We start from the raw sequence: 21,789 nt of genomic DNA on the forward strand, positions 1-21,789 counted from the left end.
ATGACATCGAAACAGCGGATCGGGGCGTTCGACGGATTGCGCCTCACCATTTTCGGCGCGCGCGGAACCATTCCCTCCGCGCCTGACGACCCGAGCGAATTCGGCGCCCGAAGCTGCTGCGTCCTGGTGGAGGCGGACGGCAGGCCGCTGGTCTTCGATGCCGGTTCCGGCGTCGTGGAGTGCGGGCGGGCGCTGGCTGCGGACGGCTGGGCCGACGTGGACCTGTTCTTCGGCCACATGCATTACGACCATATCATCGGCCTGCCCTACTTCATGCCGATGTACGATCCGGCAGCCTGCGTCCGCATCCATGCCGGGCACATGCTGGACGATGCCTCATGCGAGGCCCTGGTGCGGGACTTCATGCGCGCCCCCTTCCACCCCGTGGGTGTCGAATCGCTGAAGGCACGGTTGAGCTTCGTGACCTTCCGGCCGGGGGATACCCTGCATCCAAGCCCGCGAACGACGATCACGACCTACCGGCTCACCCATCCGAACGGCGCCGTCGCCTACCGTATCGAACATGCGGGGCGCTGCATCGTCTATGCCACGGACCACGAGCACACGCCCGGCACCGTGGATGAGGCGCTGACGGACTTCGTCCGGAACGCGGACCTTTTGGTCTACGACACCACCTACAGCGACGCCGAGATGGAGCGCTTTCGCGGTTACGGCCATTCCTCGCACGAGGAAGGGGTACGCTTGTGCAAGCGGGCCGGCGTCGGCCAACTGGTGCTGTTCCACCATTCGTTCAAGCATTCCGACGCGGTCCTGCGCGAGACTGAAGCCGCCTGTCGCGCGGTCTTTCCAGGCACGACAGCGGCACGCATCGGCCAGGTGTTCGAGCTTCCCGCCCGCAAAGGCACATCGGATGAGCATTGACCGGGAAAGCCTGCACGAGCTCGGCGAATGGATGGTCGGGGAGATGCTCGCCGATGCGCGGCTGAAATCCGTTGTACCGGAGCTGGCGCGACGCCTGACGGCGCTGGGCGTGCCGGTGCATCGCTGCCGTCTGACCTGGCCGACGCTTCATCCCCTGTTCGAGGCCGAGACCCTGTTGTGGACCGCCGAATTCGGCGTGACCAGCCAAAGCTTCGACCGCGAGCGCGTGGACGATACGGCCTGGCGCCAGAGCACCGTCAAATGGATGCTGGACAACGGCTCCAACCTGATGCGCGCGCGGCTCGACGGACCCACGCCAGACCCGACCTTCCCGCTTTACGACGAATTGCGCGAGGAGTCCTTCGTGGACTTCATCGCGCTTCGCACACAGCTCTTCGCCGACGATTCCATGCTGCGGCAGGAAAGCTCCGACCTGGATTTCGGGCTGTACGTCGCCTGGGCGACGAAGGATCCGGCGGGATTCTCGCCGGACGCCGCCGAGCTTCTGGAGTATATCCAGCGCTATGTCGCCATGGTGTGCAAGTCGCTGGCGCTGCCTCGGCTGATCTTCGGCGTCGCCAATACCTATCTCGGCCCCACCATCGCGCGCGAAGTGCTGGGCGGGCGCATAACGCTGGGCAGCGGCAGCCAGGTACGAGCCCTGATCTGGTATTCGGACCTGCGCGATTCCACCGCGCTGGCGGAAGCGATGGGCAGCGAGCCCTATCTGGCGTTGCTCAACGACTATTTCGACTGCACCGGACGCGCCGTGGTGGAGGCGGGCGGGGAAATCCTCGCCTTCGTCGGCGATGCCGTCATGGCGATCTTCCCGATTTCGGACGCAGCCTTCAGCGAAAGGCAGGCTTCGCTTCTGGGCATGCAGGCGGCGGACGCGGCCCTGGCGGCGGCCGAGCACGTCAATGCGCGGCGGACTTCAGAGGGCCAACCGCCCATCCGTTTCGGTATCGCCATGTGTGTCGGCGAAGTCCGGCTCGGCAATATCGGTATTCGCCAGCGCCTGTCCTTCTCGGTCATCGGCCCCAGCGCCAACGAGGTCGAGCGCATGGAGAAGATGACGAAGACCATGCGGGTTCGCGTCCTGGCAACCGAGGAGATCGCCGAAGTCGCGCCGCATCGCTGGCAAGCCATGGGGCCCGTGCCCCTGCGCGGCTTCCGCGACGCCGTCCCGCTGTTTGCCCTCGTTCCACCCGGCAAAACTGCAGATTGAGCGTTCTCGTCGCCGTTTCTGAAACGGACCGTAGCCCGTCACCATCATACAACTGCAATTGACGCGACTTATGGTTTGCCTGCCTATGAACCGGCAGAAAGGTTTGGCATCCATGCGCATTGCTATGATCGGTTGCGGCTACGTCGGGCTCGTCTCTGGCGCATGCCTTGCGGACTTCGGACATGACGTTACCGCCGTCGACAGGGATTCCAGTCGCATCCAGGCGCTGGATACCGGCGTGATGCCGATCTTCGAGCCGGGGCTGGACCAGCTCGTGGCAACCAACGTCTCTGCCGGACGCCTGCGCTTTTCGCATGACATGCAATCATCGGTCGCGGACGCCGACGTGGTCTTCATCGCCGTCGGCACCCCCTCGCGGCGTGGCGACGGCCACGCCGACATCAGTTTCGTTGAATCTGCGGTTGAAGGCATCGCCCCACATCTCAAGCCGGGCGCGGTCGTGGCCACCAAGTCGACCGTGCCGGTCGGCACCGGGGACAGGATCGCCGTGCAACTGGCCCGCCTAGCGCCCGGACGGACCGTTTCCGTCGTCTCCAACCCGGAGTTCCTGCGCCAGGGCGCCGCGATCGAGGATTTCTGCCGCCCCGACAGGATCGTCGTCGGCACCGAGGACGCGCACGGACGGACCGTCATGGAGGCGGTGTACGGTCCCCTGTCGATCAACCGCGCGCCGATCCTGTTTACCGGCCGGCGCGATGCGGAGTTGGTCAAGTATGCCGGCAACGCCTTTCTGGCGATGAAGATCGAGTTCATCAACGAAATGGCGGATCTGTGCGAAAGGCTGGGCGCGGACGTGCAGGAGGTTGCGCGCGGCATCGGGCTGGACAACCGGATCGGCCCGAAATTCCTGCATGCCGGCCCCGGCTATGGCGGCTCGTGCTTCCCCAAGGACACGCAGGCGCTTCTGGAAACGGCACGCGCCCATGGCGCGCCGCTGGCGCTGGTGGAAGCCACCGTCGCGGGCAACCTGGCGCGCAAGGAAGGGCTCGCCGCCCGGGTGGCGCATGCCTTCGGTGGCAGTGTGGACGGCCTGCGCGTGGCGCTGCTGGGCCTGTCCTTCAAGCCCAATACCGACGACATGCGCGAAGCCCCCTCCATCCCCCTTGCACAGGCCCTCCAGGCCGCCGGGGCGGAGGTGACGGCAACCGACCCGCGCGCCATGGACAACGCGCGCGGCCTGTTGCCCGGCGTCCGAATGGTGGAAGATGCCTACGAAGCGGCAAAGGGCGCGGACGCTGTGGTACTGGTGACCGAGTGGAATGCCTATCGTGCGCTGGATCTCGCAGCCATGTCGGCCCGCATGCGCGGCCGGATCTTCGTGGACCTGCGCAACGTCTACAGCCGCGATGCGATGGCCGGGCACGGGCTGATCCATCATGGAGTCGGGCGCGGCCCGGCGGCAACCGCCCTTCCCCTGCAGCGTCAGGCGTAGCGGAAGCCTTGCGCGCGATACCAGTCCACGAATTTCGGGATACCCCCGGCGATCGGCGTCTGCGGCGCGTACCCCGTCAGGCTGCGGAGCAGCCGCGTGTCGGCGAAGGTGGCCTCGGAATCGCCAGCCGGCATCGGACGGTACCGCTTGTTCGCCGTCACACCGGCCGCCTTCTCGATTTCCGCGACGAAGTCCATCAGCCCGACCGGCTGGCCACCGCCGGCATTGACGACGCGATAGGGCGCCACGGGGCTCAGCGTATCGCCCTCGACGCGTCGACCCTGGCCGGGCGCGGCCTCCATCAGGCGGGCCATCGCCTCGACCAGGTCGTCTATGTAGGTGAAGTCCCGCAGGCTGGACCCGTTGTTGTTGATGTCCAGCGGTTCGCCGGACAGGATGCGCCGGGCGAAGATGTAATAGGCCATGTCGGGCCTGCCCCAGGGCCCATAAACGGTAAAAAACCGCACGGCCGTGGTGGGTATCGCGTAGAGATGGGCATAGGAATGCGCCATCAACTCTCCCGCGCCCTTGCTGGCGGCATAGATGGTCAGCGGCTCGGCAGTACGGGCGCGCTCATCGAAGGGCATGGCCGTACTGGCACCGTAGATGCTGCTGGTGGATGCCAGCACCAGATGCGCGGGCGTATGGGCCCGGCATGCTTCCAGCATGTTGAATGTGCCGACGATATTGGCCCCCACATAGGCTTGCGGATGCGTGATCGAGTGACGCACTCCCGCCTGCGCCGCCAGATGGAAGACGATTTCGGGCCGCTCTTGTGCGAAGAGCGAAAGAAGCTCCGCTCCGTTCTCGACATCCAGGCCGACGAAGCGGAAGCCGTTCCGCCCTTCGATCTCGGCCAGCCGGGCGCGCTTGAGGGCCGGGTCGTAATAGGGCGACAGATTGTCGAGCCCCGTCACCGCATGACCAGCGTCGAGCAGCCGGCGCGCCAGATGGAAGCCGATGAAGCCGGCGCAACCGGTAATGAGAATACGCATGAACGGCCCCGCGGATGGTGATGATGCAACCCGATAGCGCGGCAAGGGGCGCAGGCATAGGGCAGCGCCGTCGCTTTCTGGTTTTGCGCCATGCGCCCACCGCCTGGAATGCGGAGGGCCGCATACAGGGGCGGACCGATTGCCCGCTGTCCGCCGAAGGGCTGGAACAGGCGCTCTCATGGCGCGTGCCGGCGGGATTTTCCGGTGCCCCCTGTCTCAGCAGCCCGCTGCGGCGCTGCCTCGACACGGCACGCGCCATGGGCCTGTCGCCCATAGTCGAGGAAAGGCTCGTGGAGATGGACTGGGGAACGCTCGAAGGCGCGACGCTTGCCGGGATGCGTGCCGATGGCGGCGAGGATTTCTCGCGCCGCGAGGCCGCCGGCCTCGATTTCCGCCCATCGGGCGGCGAAACGCCGCGGGAAACCGGTGCGCGCGCCCTGGCGGTGCTGGCCGAAGCGCCCGCGGACGCCGTCATCGTGACGCACAAGGGCGTCATGCGCGCCTTGCTCGCCTTGGCGACGGACTGGGACATGGTGGGCAAGCCGCCGGTCCGCTTTCCGGGCGATGGCCATGCACTGATGCTGGAATGGCGGGACGGCGCCCTGTACCTTCAACCCGGCAGTGTGGATATGCGCAACTGAAGCGCGCTATGGTCGACTGCCGATAGTTTCTGCCCGGGCCCCATGGACGACCTCCTCCGCATCGAAGACCTGATCGTCGATTTCCATGCGCCATCCGGCCGGGTGCGCGCCGTCGGCGGCGTATCCTTCCGCGTGCCGCGCGGCGGCACGGTTGCGCTGGTCGGCGAATCGGGCTCCGGCAAATCCGTCACGGCGCACGCCATCATGGGTCTTCTGCCGGGCGCGGCCCGCATGGAAGCCGGCCGCATCCTGTTCGAAGACGGCAAGTCCGGAACGCTCGACCTTGCCGCCCTTCCGCCGCTGTCCGATGCCTTCACGGCCCTGCGCGGCGCGCGCATATCGATGATCTTCCAGGAGCCGTCGACATCCTTCTCCGCCTTCCACACGATCGGCGCGCAGATCGTCGAGGCGCTGATGCTGCACGAGAAGGTCGATGCGGGACAGGCCCGGATCCGGGCGATCGACGCGCTCGCGGCCGTGGGCTTCCGGCAGCCGGAACGGCAGATCGACGCCTATCCGTTCGAATTGTCCGGCGGCCTGAACCAGCGCGCGATGATAGCGATGGCCACCATAACCCGCCCGGCGCTGTTGATCGCCGACGAGCCGACGACGGCGCTGGACGTGACGGTACAGGCCGAGATCCTGCGCCTGCTTCGCGATCTCCAGCGCGACCATGGCACGGCCATCCTGTTGATCGCGCACGATCTCGGCGTGGTCGCCAACCTCGCCGACGAAATGGTGGTGATGCACCATGGGCGCGTGATGGAAAGCGGCATGGCCGACGAACTCTTCGCCCAGCCGCGCCACCCCTATCTCAAGGCCCTGGTGGGCGCCGTGCCGCGCCTGGGCATGCCGCGCGGCGAACGGTTGAAACCGCTGCGCGACATCACGGTTCCTCTGCCCCCGATGGCCGGCAAGCCGGCTGCCGCCCCCACGGTGCTGCTTCGGGTGGACGGTTTGCAGAAGCGTTTTGCCGGGCGCAAGGCCGGGCTGTGGCCGGGCCGGGCGGCAGGGACCGCGCCGCTGGCCGTCAACGACGTGTCCTTCGAGATCCGGCGCGGCGAATGCCTGGGCCTTGTCGGAGAAAGCGGAAGCGGCAAGACGACCGTCGCGCGTATCCTGGCGCGCACCATCGAGGCGGATGCGGGAAGCATCCGCATGGCCGATCCGGACGGCGGCGAAACCGATGTCCTGGCGCTCGACGGAGATGCCCTGCGCCATTGGCGGCGGCGCATCCAGTTCGTGTTCCAGAACCCCTATTCGGCGCTCAATCCGCGCATGACGGTCGGCTCCATCGTCGCCGAACCGCTGAAGATCCACAAGATCGGCACGCCGGCCAGCCGGCGGGATCGGGCGCTGGACCTCCTCGGGCTGGTGGGCCTCGACGAAAGCCACATGGCCCGATATCCGCACAGCTTTTCCGGCGGCCAGCGCCAGCGCATCGGCATCGCGCGGGCGCTGGCGCTGGAGCCGGAACTGCTCGTGCTAGACGAGCCGGTCTCCGCGCTGGACGTTTCGGTGCAGGCGCAGATCCTCAACCTGCTGCGCGACCTGAAGGACAAGCTCGGCATCACCTGCCTGTTCATCTCGCACAATCTGGCCGTCGTGGACTATCTGGCCGACCGCATCGCCGTCATGTCGGGCGGACGGCTGGTGGAAACGGCGCCGCGCGCCGCGCTGTTCGCCGATCCGCGCCACCCGTATACGCGCTCGCTGATCCGCGCCGTGCCCGAGCCGGACCCGAACAACCGGCTTGATCTCGACGCCATCGGCCTGACGCAGTCGGGGCCCTCGCAATGGGGCGCCGATTTCCTGCCCGACGCCGCGGGGACGGAACCGGGCATGGTCCCGGTGGGTCCGGACCATGCCGTGCGAGCCCACCGCGCTCCGACCGGAGCGGACCTCGGCGGACGAAGTCCGGCGGAGCACCGGGAGATCGAGCACGCCATCGCCACCGACCCGAAGGGCGAAGCCACGGTCCATCTGGATTTCGAAAGCGGCACGCTGGACGGCTGGAGCACGCGGCGGCTTGCAGGGCCATGGTCGGCCCGGACCGACGATTCCCGCGCCCGCATCGGGCGCTATTCGTGCCGCTTCGAGCTTCGGCCGCAGGACAATGTCAGCCAGGGCAATCGCGCCGAATTGCGCGACTGGTGGAACGCGCGCCTCGACACGGAATGCTGGTACGGCTTCTCCACCTTCCTGCCCCTCGACTTTGCGCCACCCGCCGGCACAGGGATCGTGCTGGCGCAGTGGCATGACCAGGCAAGGCTGGGCGAGCCGTCCGGCAAGCCGCCCATCGCCCTTCGCTATCGCGACGGGCTGTTGCGCTTCACCGGCGCCGCCGGGGCGGTCGCATCGTCCGACCCGGAGATCGTCTATCTGTTCGGCGAAGCCGCGGCGACCCCTGGCGCGTGGATGGACTTCGCGCTGCGCGTTCGCTGGCCGGGCAGCGGCGACGGCGCCGTGGAATGCCTTTTGAATGGCGAAAGCCTGTTCCGCTTCGATGGCCCCCTCGGCTACCGCAACCAGACGCTCGGCCCCTACTTCAAGTTCGGCCTGTATGCGAGCGGCCCCTTCACCGAGCCGCTCGTCGCCTGGCACGACAACTACAGCCGCGGTGGCACCTATGCCGCCGTAGACCCATCCATACACCACGAAGCACGGGAAACCGTCTGATGCACCTTGCGGCCAACGATGCGAGGGTGGCGGCGGCAGGCCCGTTCCGGGCGGTCGAGACCGTTTCTCTGCCCGACACGGCGGCCTTCGGCATGCGCCTCGCCGCCCTTGCCCGTGCCGCCAGGCGGCTCGGCTGCGAATGGCTGTTCCATACCCCGCCGCTGGAGACACCGTCCGCGTCGGCGCTGGACAGGGCCGCATTGGCCAGCCTGCATTACGACATCATCTTCGGGGCGCTTGCCACCGGGGCGCAGCCGGCCCTGTGGCGGCCGTCGCGCCTTGCCTTCGACGAAGCGTCCCGGCTGCCCCACGCGCTGCTGAACTGGTGGATCGGCCGGACGGTGCTGGCCCGTACCGACACGGTGTGGCGGCTTGCAGAGGCCGGCCATCTCGACGATGCGGACGAGATCGCCACCCTTTTCGCGCTGTGGGGCCACGCGCGCGCCGTCAAGCTGGCGCAACCCTTGAGCGATCGGCAGGACGAGCCGGAGCCGCTGCGCGCCGAGGATCGCGCCGCCGTCCTGGCGCGGCTTCAGCGCGAGCCCGTACGGCTTCCCGTCGACTGGGGCGACCGGCAGTACCTGCTCCCCTATACGGGCCGCAATGCCGGCATCGAACGCGAGCAGACGCGCGGCCTGTTCTTCGAGGCCGATGAACTCATGTGGCTTCGGCGGCGGCTCGGGCCGGGACGCGTCATCGCCGATATCGGGGCCAACACCGGCAACCACACCATCTTTTTCGCCGGGCCGATGCAGGCCGCCCGGGTCATCCCGTTCGAGCCCCTGCCCGACGCGGCAGCCATGCTGTCGCACGCAGTTGCGTGGAACCGGCTTGCCAATGTGGACCTTTCGATGCTGCACCACGGCGTCGGGGCGCGTCCGGCCGCCATGCGCGCCGAACGGTCGGAACGCGGCGGGCTCGGCGCGACCCGGCTGGTGGAGGATGTGGGGGGCGACATAAAGGTTCTACCGCTGGATGCCCTCTTGACCGGGCCGGTGGACTTTCTGAAGATCGATGTCGAGGCGATGGAGATGGACGTCCTGTCCGGCGCCAGGGGCGTTATCGCGCGCAATCGCCCCGCCATCTTCATCGAGGTGGCCGAAGCCACGGCGGATGCCTTCCGCATTTGGCTCGGCGAAAACGATTATGGCGTCGAGCGCGTCTTTTCCGACAAGGGGCACACCAACCTTCTGGTCCTGCCTCGTGCCGCCTGAGCGGAGATTGCATCGCATGCGGCTGGCCCCGATCCTGTTACTCCTGGCTGCCATGGCGGCGCCGGCCCTGGCGCAGGACTGGCAAGAGCCGCCCGCCCTTGCGGGACAGGTCGCGGATGGCGGCCTTCCCCCCGTTTCCGAAAGGATCCCGGACGAGCCGTTGATCTACGACCCCCGCGCCCATGGCGGCGAGATCGGCTCCTATGGCGGCACGCTCCGGCTGATCGAGGGCCAGGCCAAGGATACGCGGCGCATGGTCGTGTACGGTTACGCCCGCCTCGTCGGCTATACGCCCGAAGGCACCCTTGCGCCGGACATCGCCAAGGCCGTCGAGGTTGAAGACGGACGCATCTTCACCTTCCACCTGCGGGCAGGGCATCGCTGGTCGGACGGCGCTCCCTTCACCGCCGACGATTTCCGTTACTACTGGGAAGATATCGCCAACAATGCCGAACTTGCCCCCTATGGCCCGCCGCGCGAATTGCTGGTGGACGGCAAGCCGCCGCACGTCACCTTTCCCGACGCAACGACCGTGCGCTACGAATGGGATTCGCCCAACCCGTATTTCCTGCCGGCGCTCGCCGGCGCGCAACCGCTCTACATCTTCCGCCCGGCCCATTACCTCAAGCAGTTTCATGCCCGCTATGCGGACCCGGCGGCCCTCGAACGCGCCGTGGCGCAAGCCGGTCAGCGTAACTGGGTGGCGCTGCATTTCAAGTTCGACCAAGCCTACAAGAACAGCAACCCGGACATGCCGTCGCTCGAGCCGTGGGTGCTCCGGACGGCCCCGCCGTCGGATCGCTTCATCTTCGCCCGAAACCCGTTTTTCCATCGCGTCGACCCGGAAGGCCATCAGCTTCCCTATATCGACGAGGTGGCGATGAGCATCGCCGCCCCGCGGCTGATCCCCGCCAAGACGGGCGCCGGCGAAGCGGACCTGCAGGCCAGCTATCTGGGCCTCGCCAACTTCGCCTTCCTGAACCGGGCCGAGAAGGTCGAGGATTTCGAGGTCAGGCGGTGGCAGAGCGGCCGTGGCTCGCGCCTGGTGCTGTTTCCCAACCTCAACGCGCAGGACGAGACCTGGGCGCAACTGTTCCGGCAGGCGGATTTCCGCCGCGCCCTGTCGCTCGCCATCAACCGCGAAGACATCAACAAGGCCATCTATTACGGCCTCGGACGACCGGGCATCGATACGGTGGAACCGCAATCGCCGCTCTACGACGCCCGCACGGCCAACCTGTATGCCGGTTATGACCCGGCCTATGCCGAACGGCTTCTGGACGGGCTGGGCCTCGTCGAGCGCGGTCCCGGCGGCGTGCGCCTGCTGCCCGATGGACGGCCGATGATCATCGTGGTCGAGACGGCCGGCGAGGATACCGAGCAGGTCGACGTGCTGGAACTTGTGGCGGAAGACCTCGCCAGGATCGGCATCACGCTCATCACCCGCACCGGCGAGCGCGAGACGATGGAGCGCCGCATATCGGCGGGGCTTACGCTGATGTCGGTATGGACGGGCCTTGAAAATGCCCTCCCCAATGCCGGCTCCGACCCGGCGGAACTGGCGCCCACCAATTCGCGCCAGCCCGAATGGCCCGCCTGGGGCGCCTGGTACGAGACCAAGGGTTCGTCCGGGGCGGAGCCCGACATGCCTGCGGCACGGCAGTTGCTGGCGCTGAACGCGGAGTGGAGCGAAACGAACGACGAAGCCCGCAAGGCCGAGATCTGGCGGCAGATGTTGCGCATCAACGCCGACGAGGCGCTGCGCATCGGCATCGTATCCAATATCGACCAGATCGTCGTCGTATCGGATCGGCTGAAAAACGTTCCGCAGCGGGGCATCTACAACTGGAACCCCGGCGCCTTCTTCGGCATGTACCGGCCGGACAGCTTCTTCCTGACGCGGCAGGAGCACGTGGCCGAAGGGCGGAGCTGAACGGCGATGCTGGCTTACGTGGCGCGACGGCTGGCGACGATGGCGGGCACGCTCCTGGCCATCAGCGTCATCGTGTTCGTCATCATCCAGCTACCGCCGGGCGATTACCTCACCACGACCATCGCCGAAATGCAGGCATCCGGCGAAACGGTAGACCAAGACAGGATCGAGTTCCTGCGCCGACAATACGGGCTCGACAAGCCCATGCCGCTCCAGTACCTGACATGGGTCGGCGGGTTGCTGCAGGGCGATCTCGGCTATTCCTTCGAATACGGCATGCCCGTCAGCGACGTCGTGGGAGACCGCCTCTTCCTGTCGTTGGTGCTGAACTTCGCGACCATCCTTTTCATCTATGCCGTCTCCTTCCCCATCGGCATCTATGTGGCGACCCGCCCATACGGCCTGGCCGACCACGGTCTTTCCTTCCTCGGCTATCTCGGCCTCGCAACGCCGAATTTCCTGCTGGCGCTCATTCTCCTCTATCTGTCGAACCGCTATTTCGGCTTGTCCATCGGCGGGCTGACAGACCCCGAATATGTCGATGCTCCGTGGAGCGCGGCCAAGGTAGGTTCGCTGCTGGCGCATCTGGTGGTGCCGGTGGTCGTCATCGGCACGGCGGGCACGGCCGGAATGATCCGCCGCCTGCGCGCCAACCTGATGGACGAGTTGCATCGTCCCTATGTGGTCGCCGCACGGGCGCGCGGCGTACCGGAAGGCCGCCTGCTGCGCCGCTATCCGCTGCGCGCGGTGCTGAACCCCTTCATCTCCGATATCGGCACGCTGCTACCGCAGGTGGTGTCTGGCTCGGTCATCGTCTCGGCGGTCATGTCGCTTCCGACCACGGGGCCGATGCTGCTGTCGGCGCTGCGAAGCCAGGACATGTATCTCGCAGGCTCGTTCCTGATGTTCCTGGCGCTGCTGACCGTCGTCGGCATGTTCCTGTCCGATATCCTGCTGGCCATGGTGGACCCGCGCGTGCGCCTGCAGGCGGAACGCAAGGCATGAGCGAGCGCCTGCCCCACTTCGTCTCGACCGAGCCGTTCGACCCCGGACGCACGCAGGCCGTGGGTACGGTGCGGTCGGAAAAGTTCCTGCGCGCCTCGCAGGGCCAGATCGTCTGGTGGCGCTTCTGCCGGCACCGGCTGGCGCTGTTTTCGCTCGTCTTTCTCGGGCTCGCCTACGCCTCCATCCTGATCTCGGAGTTCCTGGCGCCCTATCCGCTGGCGGCACGCCATACCGACTTCATCTTCATGCCGCCGCAGCCGGTGCATCTTTTCCATGAGGGCAGTCTTGTCGGGCCCTTCACCTACCGCATGGTGGGAACGCTCGACACGGAGACGCTGGAGCGCAGCTACGCCGAAGACCGCACGGCCCCGATGCCGCTCCGCTTCCTTTGTCGGGGAGAGCCCTATTCCTTCTGGGGCCTCGTCGATGGCGACCTGCATCTCGTCTGCCCGCCGGACGGCGGCACGCTGTTCCTTCTGGGCACCGACAGGCTGGGACGGGACATGCTGTCGCGCATTCTCTACGGCGCGCGCATATCGCTGACCATCGGGCTCGTCGGCGTAGCCCTGTCCTTCGTGCTCGGCCTGTTCTTCGGCGGCATGGCCGGGTATTTCGGGGGCAGGACCGATTATTGGGTTCAACGCGTGACGGAAGTGCTCCGCTCCATCCCCGAGCTTCCGCTGTGGCTGGCCCTGTCGGCGGCGCTCCCCGTCACATGGAGCCCGCTTCTCGTCTATTTCGGCATCACCCTCATTCTCGCCTTGCTGGATTGGCCGTCGCTGGCGCGCGCCGTCCGCTCCAAGCTCCTGTCCCTGCGAGAGGAAGACTTCACCGCCGCCGCCGTCACCATGGGAGCGAAGCCTGCGCGCATCATCGGGCGGCATCTCATTCCCAATTTCATGAGCCACCTGATCGCTTCGGCATCCCTGTCCATCCCCACGATGATCCTCGCGGAGACGGCACTCAGCTTCCTCGGCCTCGGATTGCGCCCGCCGATCACCAGTTGGGGCGTCCTGTTGACGGAGGCGCAGAACATCGAGGCCGTGGCGCTGTATCCGTGGCTGCTGTTTCCGATGCTGCCGGTCATCGCCACGGTGCTGGCCTTTTCGTTTCTCGGCGATGGCCTGCGCGACGCGCTGGATCCGCATGCGCAAGTCTGAAGATGGAACACCATGCCGCGTAGGGCATGAAATATGATAAGCGATGCTTCGGAATCCCGGCCGGCGAGGCCTATCTTGCGTGTCTAAAGCACCCATTCCACCGATCGAGGTCCGCCATGTCCACCATCGCCGCGCCGCGTCCCGGCGCAACGGCTCCGTCGCCCGGCCTTCCTGGCTTCGGCGCGCTCGCCGCACTCGTCGTCGGTACGGTCGCACTGGGCTTGGCCTTCGGTCCGAGGCAGGGGGCGTTGTTCCTGACGGGGGGCGCACTCGGAATGGCGCTCTATCACGCGGCCTTCGGTTTCACCTCGGCCTGGCGCGTCTTCATCCTGGAAGGGCGCGGACGCGGCCTCAGGGCGCAGATGGTGCTTCTGGCCGTCGCGGTGGTCCTGTTCTTTCCCTTCCTCGCCTCCGGCACGCTCTTCGGCGAAGAGGTGCGCGGCAACGTCTCGCCGCTTTCCACCTCGGTCATCGTCGGCGCTTTCATGTTCGGCATCGGCATGCAGATGGGCGGCGGTTGCGCTTCCGGCACGCTCTTCACCGCGGGCGGCGGCAATGCCCGCATGGTCGTGACCCTGATCTTCTTCATCGTGGGTTCGGTCCTGGCCACCATCAACTTCGACTGGTGGGTGTCTCTGCCGTCATTTCAGCCCGTGACGCTCGTCTCGCTCGGCGCGCCGCTCGGCATCGCGGTTTCGCTGGCCCTGTTCGCGGCCATCGCCGCCCTGACGGTCGTGATCGAGAAGCGTCGCAACGGCGGCAGGCTGGAACAGGCGCCGCCCTCGCCGCGCCACGGGTTGCAGCGTTATCTGCGCGGGCCTTGGCCGCTCGTGTTCGGTGCGGTCGCGCTGGCCATCCTGAACTTCGTCACGCTGGCCCTGGCCGGGCGGCCATGGGGCATAACGTCGGCCTTCGCCCTGTGGGGCGCCAAGGCGGCGCAACTGGTCGGCATCGACCCGACCGCCTGGGCCTACTGGCAAACGCCGGGCAATGCCCGCGCCTTGTCGCAAAGCGTCTTCGCCGACATCACGTCGGTCATGAATTTCGGCATCATCGCCGGCGCCATGCTGGCCGCGGCGCTGGCCGGCCGTTTCGCCCCCTCGCTGCGCATCCCGCTGCGTTCGCTGCTGGCGGCCGTCATCGGCGGGCTGCTGCTGGGATACGGCGCGCGCATTGCCTACGGTTGCAATATCGGGGCCTATTTTTCCGGCATCGCGTCCGGAAGCCTGCATGGCTGGCTCTGGGCGGTCGCCGCCTTCGCCGGCAATATCGTCGGCGTGAAGCTGCGTCCCTTCTTCTTTGCGGAACGGCAGGGTGCGGCGGCTCGCGGGGACGGCGCCTAATGCAGGATCGCGTCGGCCACCAGTTTCAGTGATACGAGAAACAGCGCGGCCTGCACGAACAGGTAGAAGCCGCGCTCCGGCAGCAGACGCACCAGCCGCCAGCCCGCAACCGTTCCGACAAGCGCGACCGGCAGCAGCATCGCCGCAAATTCCAGGTTGCGCAGGCTGAATTGCCCGAGCGCGGTGTAGGGCACCAGCTTCATGGCGTTGACCGCCGCGAAGGTTATGGTTGTCGTGCCGGCGAACACGGTTTTTTCCAGCCGCTGCGGCAGGACATAGACCTGGAACGGCGGCGCGCCAGCATGCGAGACGAAGCTGGTGAAGCCGATGACCGCACCCCAGAAGATGCCCCGCGGCACATCGGCCGGGCGCGGCGGCACCGCACGTTTGCGCTTCAGGAACATGTCCACGCAGAAGACAAGGCCGATCAGGCCGATCAGCAGCGTCACCAGGCGTGCATCGGCAATGCTGGCGGTCGCCCAGCCGACGCCGATGCCGATGGCCGCCGCCGGAATCAGGATGGCCAGGTTGCGGCCGGAAAAGCGATGCCGATACAGGTAGACGCCGACCATGTCGCTGGCGACGAAGATCGGCGACAGAAGGGCCGTCGCCTGCAGAGGCGGCATGGTAAGGGCCAGCACCGGCACGCCCAGCATGCCCCCCATCGATAGCCCGCCCTTGGACAGGCCGACAAGGAACGCCGCCAGCGTGGCGGCGATGATGAAGCCCATGTCGATCGTCTCGGGCACGTCGTCCTCGAATCGCGATTGCGCACTATCTTCAACGCTTCTATCGCAAATCCCCGCATAGCGGGGGCAAGAGGGCGCGCATGGCCGGGACTTCCGCATTCACCGCCGCGCAGTGGCGAATTCTTGCGGCGACGATCCTGGGCTCCAGCCTGACTTTCATCGACGGCACCGTCGTCAACGTCGCGCTGCCGGCCATCGGCTCCAGCCTCGACGCCGGATTCAGCGCGCTGCAATGGGTGGTCAGCGGCTATCTGCTGACCCTCGCGAGCCTGATGCTGCCGGCCGGCACGCTGGGAGACCGCCGCGGCTATGTCCGCACCTTCAGCCTTGGCCTCTTCCTGTTCTCGCTGGCATCCCTTTTCTGTGCTCTTGCCCCTGCCGCAGGATGGCTGATCGCGGCGCGCCTTTTCCAGGGCATGGCAGCGGCGGTGCTGGTGCCGGCCAGCCTGGCGCTGCTCGCACAGAACTTCCGGGGCGAGGCGCGGGGACGGGCGATCGGCATCTGGGCCGCATCCAGCGCCGTAACCACCGCCGTCGCGCCCCTCTTAGGCGGACTTCTCGTCGATCTCGGCGGCTGGCGGATCGTCTTCCTCATCAACCTGCCTTTGGCGGCGGTTGCATGGGTGCTGGTACGCCCGGCCCTCGGCGGGGACGAGGTCAAGGGCGCCGGTCCGGTCGATTTCGCGGGCGCGGCGCTTGCGACGGCAAGCCTCGGCCTGATGAGCCTCGGCCTCGTGCGGATGGGCGAAGGCGCCCTGTCGCAAGGCGGAATGCTGCTGGCCCTCTCCGTGCCGTTTCTTGCCGGCTTCGTCGCATGGCAGTTCCGCTGCCCCAATCCGATGATGCCTCCGGATCTATTCGCCAACCGGGTATTTTCCGGCGTCAACCTGCAGACCGTGCTTCTTTATGCAGCATTTTCCGGCGGTCTCCTGATGGTGCCGCTCTCCCTGATCGAGGGGCACGGTTTCGACGCGCTGGAAGCGGGCGCTGCGCTGCTTCCCATCTCGATCATCATGGGCCTGTTCTCAAGCCTGTCGGGCCGCTATGCGGCCAAGTCCGGGCCCTGGCTGTCCCTGACCATGGGACCGGTCCTGGCGGCTGCCGGCTTTACGCTCATCGGTATCACCGCACCGCATTCCGGCTATTGGCTGGGCTACCTGCCGGGGTTGATCGTGCTGGGCTGCGGCATGACGATGGCCGTGCCGCCGCTGACGACCGTGGTGCTGGACGCCGTTCCGGACGGGCGCAGCGGAACGGCTTCCAGCATCAACAACGTGGCGGCGCGCACGGGCGGCCTCCTGGCCGTCGCGGCCCTCGGTTTCGCTTTCGGGGGCGCTGCCGCGGAAAGTCTCGACGATGCGGGCATCGGCCGCGCGACCGCTCTGGCCATGTTCGGCGCGGCCATCCTGGCGGTGCTGTCGGCGATCGCCGGCCATGTCGCCACGCGCGGCGGCGTCAGGCCTGAAGCACGCGTTTCCACACCCGTTCCGCCCCGGCACTGAGAACGCCCTGCCTGAAGATGCAGATGTTGATGTCGATCTCGGGCAGGTCGCCTTCCATCCGGACGAGCCTGCGCTCGGCGAGGTCCGCAGCCACAAGTTGCAGCGGCAGCCAGGCATAGCCCGCGCCACCCACCGCGGCGCCGCGCAACGCGGCAGCCAGATGGGATGTGAAGGCCGGGCTTTTCCCGTTGGCCTCAGGGGCCGATGGCGCACAGGCGGCCGCGATACGGCCGAGGCCCGATTCTGCGCTGTAGGCGAGATGCGCGATCTCGTCCTTCTCCAGCCCCGGCGCGTGAACGGCCACCATCCTGTCATGGCCGATCACGCGATGCTGGAGCCGTCCATCGAAAGGATCGTCCACCAGCGGGTGATGATGGCAGATCAGGAATTCGGCGGCCTGGCGTCGCATCATCTCGGCACAGGTCGCCATGTTCGCCGCGTTCAGCTGGATGGGCCCGAGTTCGAACCCCTCGCCCATGCGCCGGATCCAGTCCGGAAAGAACACGAAGGACAGGGTCTGGGTGGCTGCGAAGGGCACCGCCGACGTGCTCGGACCGGCGGCCTCCCGCGCCCTGCGGGCGATATGGGCGATGCGGCGTTGCAGGTCCGGCGCGAGTTCGGCGAACGCTTCCCCGGCCGGTGTCAGGGATACGCCGTGCGGCAGGCGCTGGAAAAGCGACGCCCCCACCCATGCCTCGAGCGCGCGAATGCGCCGGCTGAAGGCAGGCTGGGTCACGTTGCGCCGGGCCGCCGCCCGCGAGAAGCCGCCCTCCTCCACAACCGCCATGAAATCGTCCAGCCAGATGCCGTCCACGCCCTGCCCCATCATCGGCCATGCCGAAGCGGCATGGGCTCAACCGATCATGGCATTGGATCGATGGACGATCAAAGCCGTATCCATGCCGCAGGAAAAAGGAGCAGCATGCCGATGCGTATCGTTGATATCCGGGAGAAGACGGTGTCCATCGCCTCTCCCATCGCCAACGCCTATATCGACTTCTCGAAAATGACCTGTTCGGTGGTCGCGGTGGTGACGGATGTCGTTCGGCACGGCAAGCCGGTCATCGGCTACGGCTTCAACTCCAACGGGCGCTACGGGCAAGGCGCGCTGATGCGCGAACGGTTCATTCCGCGCCTGCTGGAAGCCGACCCGAAGGCGCTGGTGGACGCCGAAAACGACAATCTCGATCCGTTCGCCATCTGGCGTACGCTGATGCAGAACGAAAAACCCGGCGGCCACGGCGAGCGGTCCGTTGCGGTCGGCACCATCGACATGGCGGTTTGGGACGCCGTCGCCAAGATAGCCGGCGTGCCCCTGTGGCGCCTGCTGGCCGACCGGTATCGCGGCGGCGTCGCCGACGAAAAGGTCTGGGTCTATGCGGCCGGCGGCTACTACTACCCAGGCAAGGACGACGAAAAGCTCAAGGACGAGATGCGATCCTATCTCGACCGGGGATACGAGGTCGTCAAGATGAAGATCGGCGCCGTCCCCCTGGAAGAAGACCTGCGGCGGATCGAATCCGTCCTGTCCGTCGTCGGCACCGGAGCCCGCCTGGCCGTGGACGCCAATGGCCGCTTCGACCTCGAAACCGCCATCGCCTACGCGCAGGCGCTCAGCCCATACGGCCTGTTCTGGTACGAGGAAGCGGGCGATCCCCTGGATTATGCGCTGCAGGCGGATCTTGCGCATCATTATGCGGGGCCGATGGCGACGGGCGAGAACCTCTTCTCGCACCAGGATGCGCGCAACCTTCTGCGGCATGGCGGCATGCGCCCCGACCGCGACTGGCTGCAATTCGATTGCGCCCTGTCCTACGGCCTCGTGGAGTATCTGCGTACGCTGGATGTCCTCGAAGAGCTCGGCTGGTCCAGCCGCCGGGTCGTGCCGCATGGCGGGCACCAGATGTCGCTGAATATCGCGGCCGGCCTGCATCTCGGAGGCAACGAGTCCTACCCGGACGTGTTCCAGCCCTTCGGGGGCTTTGCCGACGGCATCGCGGTGGAAGGCGGCCTGGTTGGTCTTCCCGATATCCCCGGCGTAGGCTTCGAGGCGAAATCGGCGCTCTATCGCGTCATGAAGGAGGTTGCGGAGTAACATCGACCAGACGTCGCAATGGGAGGAAAAACAATGAAAAAACATAGCTTCACCCTGGCTGCACTCATCAGTGCGGTCTCGTTTACCGCCATGGCGCAGTCCTATCCGGACAAGCCGATCACGATGATCGTCCCCTTCTCGGCGGGCGGGCCGACCGATACGGTCGCCCGGCTGACGGCCGAAGCGATGTCGCAGGAGCTTGGGCAGCAGGTGGTGGTGCAGAATGTCGGCGGTGCGGGCGGTACGCTCGGCGCGGGACAGGCGGCGCAGGCCGCACCGGACGGCTACACCATCCTCGTGCATCATATCGGCATGTCCACCGCGCCGTCGCTCTACGCAAACCTGCCCTACGATCCGGTCGAGAGCTTCGAGCCGATCGGCCTGGTCACCAATGCGCCGATGACGATCATCGGGCGGAAGGATATGGCGGAACGCTCGTTGCAAGACCTGGTCTCGGCGATCAAGGCGGATTCGCAGGCCTATACGCTGGCCAATGCAGGCGTCGGCGCGGCGTCGCATCTGTGCAGCATGCTGTTCATGTCGGCCATCGACACCGAGATGACGACCGTGCCCTATCAGGGGAACGGCCCGATCATGACGGACCTCCTCGGCGGCCACGTCGACCTCACATGCGACCAGACCACCAACACGACCCAGCCGATCCTGGATGGACAGGTAAAAGCCTATGCCGTCACGACGCCGGGCCGCATCGGGCAACTGCCCGACGTGCCGACGGCCACCGAAGCCGGGCTGGACGATTTCGTCATCACCGTCTGGCATGGCGTCTACGCACCCAAGGGTATCGACCAGAATGTACGCGATGCGCTGGTTGCGGCATTGCAGAAGGGACTGACACACGAAAGACTGGTGCAGCGATTCACCGATCTCGGCACCGCGCCCGTAACGCAGGCGGACGCGACGCCCGAGGCGCTGCAAACGCAACTCGCCTCGCAGATCGAGTTCTGGCGGCCCTTCATCGAGCGCGCCGGGCTTGCCGCCGGACAATAGCTTAAAGGACGGAAACCTGAACATGAGCAGCAATGGAAACGCCTACCGGATCGCCGTCATCGCGGGTGACGGCATCGGCAAGGAAGTCATGCCGGAAGGCATCCGCGTTCTGGAGGCGGCCGCCAAGGCGTTCGACCTCGACCTGCGCTTCGACGTGTTCGATTTCGCGTCCTACGACTATTACGAAAAGCACGGCACGATGCTGCCGGAAGACTGGAAGGCACAGATCGGTTCGCACGACGCGATCTTCTTCGGGGCGGTGGGCTGGCCCGACAAGATACCCGATCATGTATCGCTTTGGGGCTCGCTACTGCAGTTCCGCCGCGAGTTCGACCAGTATGTGAACCTGCGCCCGGTCCGGCTGATGCCGGGCGTGCCCTGCCCGCTCGCCGGACGCAAGCCGGGCGACATCGACTTCTATGTCGTCCGCGAGAACACCGAGGGCGAATATTCCTCCATTGGCGGCAAGATGTTCCCCGGTACGGAGCGGGAGGTGGTCATCCAGGAAACGGTCATGACCCGCCACGGCGTGGACCGCATCCTGCGCTATGCCTTCGACCTTGCCCGGACGCGGCCGGCGAAGCACCTGACGTCCGCCACGAAATCCAACGGCATTTCCATTTCCATGCCGTACTGGGACGAGCGCGTGGAAGAGATGGCGAAGGCCTACCAGGATGTGCGATGGGACAAGTATCACATCGATATCCTGACGGCGCATTTCGTGCTGAACCCGGACAGGTTCGACGTCGTCGTCGCCTCCAATTTGTTCGGCGATATCCTGTCCGATCTCGGACCGGCCTGCACGGGCACCATCGGCATCGCACCGTCGGCCAACATCAACCCGGACGGCGATTTCCCGTCCCTGTTCGAGCCGGTACACGGCTCGGCGCCGGATATCGCGGGACAAGGCATCGCGAACCCGGTCGGCCAGATCTGGACCGGTGCGATGATGCTGGAGCACCTGGGAGAGGCGACCGCCTCCAAAGCGATCGTGGAAGCGATCGAACGGGTGCTGGCGAGCCCTTGCGGCCGCACGCGCGATCTCGGGGGGCAGGCCGACACGGCTGCCGCCGGCAAGGCCATCGCCGCCGAGATCGGCTGAGGATCGTCAGGACTTCTGCTGGTGCAGCAAGGCACGTTCGAGTGGCACGGGCGCGATGGCGGTCGTTCCCTCGAAGGGGGTGTTGAGGTCGAGGATCAGATAGATCGTTCCGGCTATGCAGGCCGGGCATATGATCAGGAACAGCACCGACACGATGTTGCGCGGTGCGAACAGCCCGAAGGAAACGAAGATCAGCGTCAGCCAGACGGTGACGACGGCGATCATGACCGGATTGACCGACGAGTAGCTTTCGATCCCGATCTTCCAGCGATCCTGCTGCACCTTGTGGAACATGGCCATGGCCGCGTCGCGATCCCGCGCGGCGTCACCGCTCTCGCCCGGCAGGTCCGAAATCGCCGTTCCGATGGCGGCGAGCGCCAGCTCGACATCCGTTTCCTCCGCGCCCGGCATGAGGCTGCGGCGGGCCGGCCACGCCTCGGCAAGCGACAACGCGGTAAAGTGTTGCAGGTCGGCGCGCACGGCATCGGCGCCTGCCCCATAATCGCGCAGGGCGCCGTCCAGGTTGACGAGGTCGGTCGCATATTGCTGGACGTCGCGCTCGGTCAGGTTGTAGCTGGACATGACCGAAGAGACGGTAAGCCCAAGGATCAGGGCGCTCATGGCCGACACCATGCCGATGCCCAGTTTCACCACGTCGCGCGTTTCGGCCGATATGTGGTGCGGCCGCAGTGACGGCCCGACCGCCATGGCGGCCATCGCCCCGACAACGACGATCGTGAAGATCAGCAAAGACGTCGAAAGCGGCTCCACCGACTGGCTCCCCCTGTACTGCTTGCCCC

The 21,789-nt window shown here is 66.5% G+C and carries 18 protein-coding genes; 14 read left to right on the top strand and 4 right to left on the bottom strand.

Features of this window, described 5'->3' with window-relative positions:
- The 3 genes from NDN16_RS03525 (at position 1) to NDN16_RS03535 (ending at position 3,563) form a co-directional block, all read left to right on the top strand.
- Positions 1-882 (top strand): MBL fold metallo-hydrolase, encoded by an 882-nt coding sequence (locus tag NDN16_RS03525; protein WP_251112244.1) that lies wholly within the window; start codon positions 1-3, stop codon positions 880-882.
- The gene (locus NDN16_RS03530) at positions 872-2,110 is read left to right on the top strand and encodes an adenylate/guanylate cyclase domain-containing protein (protein ID WP_251112245.1); all 1,239 of its coding nucleotides are present in this window, start codon (positions 872-874) and stop codon (positions 2,108-2,110) included. The genes NDN16_RS03525 and NDN16_RS03530 overlap by 11 nt, the downstream gene beginning before the upstream one ends.
- 112 nt (positions 2,111-2,222) lie before the next feature.
- Entirely contained in the window at positions 2,223-3,563 is a 1,341-nt protein-coding gene (locus NDN16_RS03535) for a UDP-glucose dehydrogenase family protein (RefSeq protein WP_251112246.1), read from the top strand.
- Here the strand turns inward: NDN16_RS03535 and NDN16_RS03540 are convergent.
- The gene (locus tag NDN16_RS03540; RefSeq protein ID WP_251112247.1) at positions 3,554-4,558 is read right to left on the bottom strand and encodes an NAD-dependent epimerase/dehydratase family protein; all 1,005 of its coding nucleotides are present in this window, start codon (positions 4,556-4,558) and stop codon (positions 3,554-3,556) included. The genes NDN16_RS03535 and NDN16_RS03540 overlap by 10 nt on opposite strands.
- Before the next feature lie 20 nt (positions 4,559-4,578).
- Here NDN16_RS03540 and NDN16_RS03545 point away from each other — a divergent pair, with 20 nt between their 5' ends.
- The 7 genes from NDN16_RS03545 to NDN16_RS03575 all read left to right on the top strand — a co-directional run bounded on the left by NDN16_RS03545 (position 4,579) and on the right by NDN16_RS03575 (position 14,533).
- On the top strand, positions 4,579-5,199 hold the full coding sequence (locus tag NDN16_RS03545; RefSeq protein ID WP_251112248.1) for a histidine phosphatase family protein: 621 nt from the start codon (positions 4,579-4,581) through the stop codon (positions 5,197-5,199).
- Between the two features lie 42 nt (positions 5,200-5,241).
- Positions 5,242-7,878, top strand: coding sequence for a dipeptide ABC transporter ATP-binding protein (locus NDN16_RS03550; RefSeq protein ID WP_251112249.1), 2,637 nt, complete (start codon positions 5,242-5,244; stop codon positions 7,876-7,878).
- Positions 7,878-9,092, top strand: coding sequence for an FkbM family methyltransferase (locus NDN16_RS03555; RefSeq protein ID WP_251112250.1), 1,215 nt, complete (start codon positions 7,878-7,880; stop codon positions 9,090-9,092). Before NDN16_RS03550 ends, NDN16_RS03555 begins: the two co-directional genes overlap by 1 nt.
- Before the next feature lie 16 nt (positions 9,093-9,108).
- Positions 9,109-11,025 carry an ABC transporter substrate-binding protein gene (locus NDN16_RS03560; protein ID WP_251112251.1) on the top strand — a complete coding sequence of 639 codons (1,917 nt, stop codon included), beginning with the start codon at positions 9,109-9,111 and terminating at the stop codon, positions 11,023-11,025.
- A gap of 6 nt (positions 11,026-11,031) precedes the next feature.
- Positions 11,032-12,030, top strand: a complete 999-nt coding sequence (locus NDN16_RS03565) for an ABC transporter permease (RefSeq protein WP_251112252.1) — start codon at positions 11,032-11,034, stop codon at positions 12,028-12,030.
- Complete coding sequence (locus NDN16_RS03570) at positions 12,027-13,190, top strand: ABC transporter permease (protein WP_251112253.1); 1,164 nt, start codon at positions 12,027-12,029, stop codon at positions 13,188-13,190. The genes NDN16_RS03565 and NDN16_RS03570 overlap by 4 nt, the downstream gene beginning before the upstream one ends.
- 116 nt (positions 13,191-13,306) lie before the next feature.
- Positions 13,307-14,533, top strand: a complete 1,227-nt coding sequence (locus NDN16_RS03575) for a YeeE/YedE family protein (protein ID WP_251112254.1) — start codon at positions 13,307-13,309, stop codon at positions 14,531-14,533.
- On the opposite strand, the gene NDN16_RS03580 is transcribed toward NDN16_RS03575, so the two are convergent.
- Positions 14,530-15,264: a sulfite exporter TauE/SafE family protein gene (locus tag NDN16_RS03580; protein WP_251112551.1), complete on the bottom strand. Its 735-nt coding sequence runs from the start codon at positions 15,262-15,264 to the stop codon at positions 14,530-14,532. The genes NDN16_RS03575 and NDN16_RS03580 overlap by 4 nt on opposite strands.
- 98 nt (positions 15,265-15,362) lie before the next feature.
- Between NDN16_RS03580 and NDN16_RS03585 the strand changes: the two genes are divergently transcribed.
- Positions 15,363-16,784 carry an MFS transporter gene (locus NDN16_RS03585; protein WP_251112255.1) on the top strand — a complete coding sequence of 474 codons (1,422 nt, stop codon included), beginning with the start codon at positions 15,363-15,365 and terminating at the stop codon, positions 16,782-16,784.
- Here NDN16_RS03585 and NDN16_RS03590 read toward each other — a convergent pair.
- On the bottom strand, positions 16,738-17,613 hold the full coding sequence (locus NDN16_RS03590) for a LysR family transcriptional regulator (RefSeq protein ID WP_251112256.1): 876 nt from the start codon (positions 17,611-17,613) through the stop codon (positions 16,738-16,740). The two genes, NDN16_RS03585 and NDN16_RS03590, sit on opposite strands and share 47 nt — an antisense overlap.
- A 99-nt stretch (positions 17,614-17,712) precedes the next feature.
- On the opposite strand from NDN16_RS03590, the gene NDN16_RS03595 reads away from it, so the two are divergent.
- The 3 genes from NDN16_RS03595 to NDN16_RS03605 are packed head-to-tail and all read left to right on the top strand — an operon-like array spanning position 17,713 to position 20,989.
- Positions 17,713-18,879 carry a mandelate racemase/muconate lactonizing enzyme family protein gene (locus NDN16_RS03595; protein ID WP_285292387.1) on the top strand — a complete coding sequence of 389 codons (1,167 nt, stop codon included), beginning with the start codon at positions 17,713-17,715 and terminating at the stop codon, positions 18,877-18,879.
- Positions 18,880-18,912: 33 nt separating this feature from the next.
- Complete coding sequence (locus NDN16_RS03600; RefSeq protein ID WP_251112258.1) at positions 18,913-19,887, top strand: tripartite tricarboxylate transporter substrate-binding protein; 975 nt, start codon at positions 18,913-18,915, stop codon at positions 19,885-19,887.
- Between the two features lie 22 nt (positions 19,888-19,909).
- The gene (locus NDN16_RS03605; RefSeq protein ID WP_251112259.1) at positions 19,910-20,989 is read left to right on the top strand and encodes a tartrate dehydrogenase; all 1,080 of its coding nucleotides are present in this window, start codon (positions 19,910-19,912) and stop codon (positions 20,987-20,989) included.
- 6 nt (positions 20,990-20,995) lie between these two features.
- Here the strand turns inward: NDN16_RS03605 and NDN16_RS03610 are convergent, their stop codons facing one another.
- Positions 20,996-21,760: a hypothetical protein gene (locus tag NDN16_RS03610; RefSeq protein WP_251112260.1), complete on the bottom strand. Its 765-nt coding sequence runs from the start codon at positions 21,758-21,760 to the stop codon at positions 20,996-20,998.
- Between the last annotated feature and the right edge of the window lie 29 nt (positions 21,761-21,789).

It is taken from the genome of Aureimonas altamirensis (genome assembly GCF_023702225.1).
GTDB lineage: Bacteria > Pseudomonadota > Alphaproteobacteria > Rhizobiales > Rhizobiaceae > Aureimonas > Aureimonas altamirensis_B.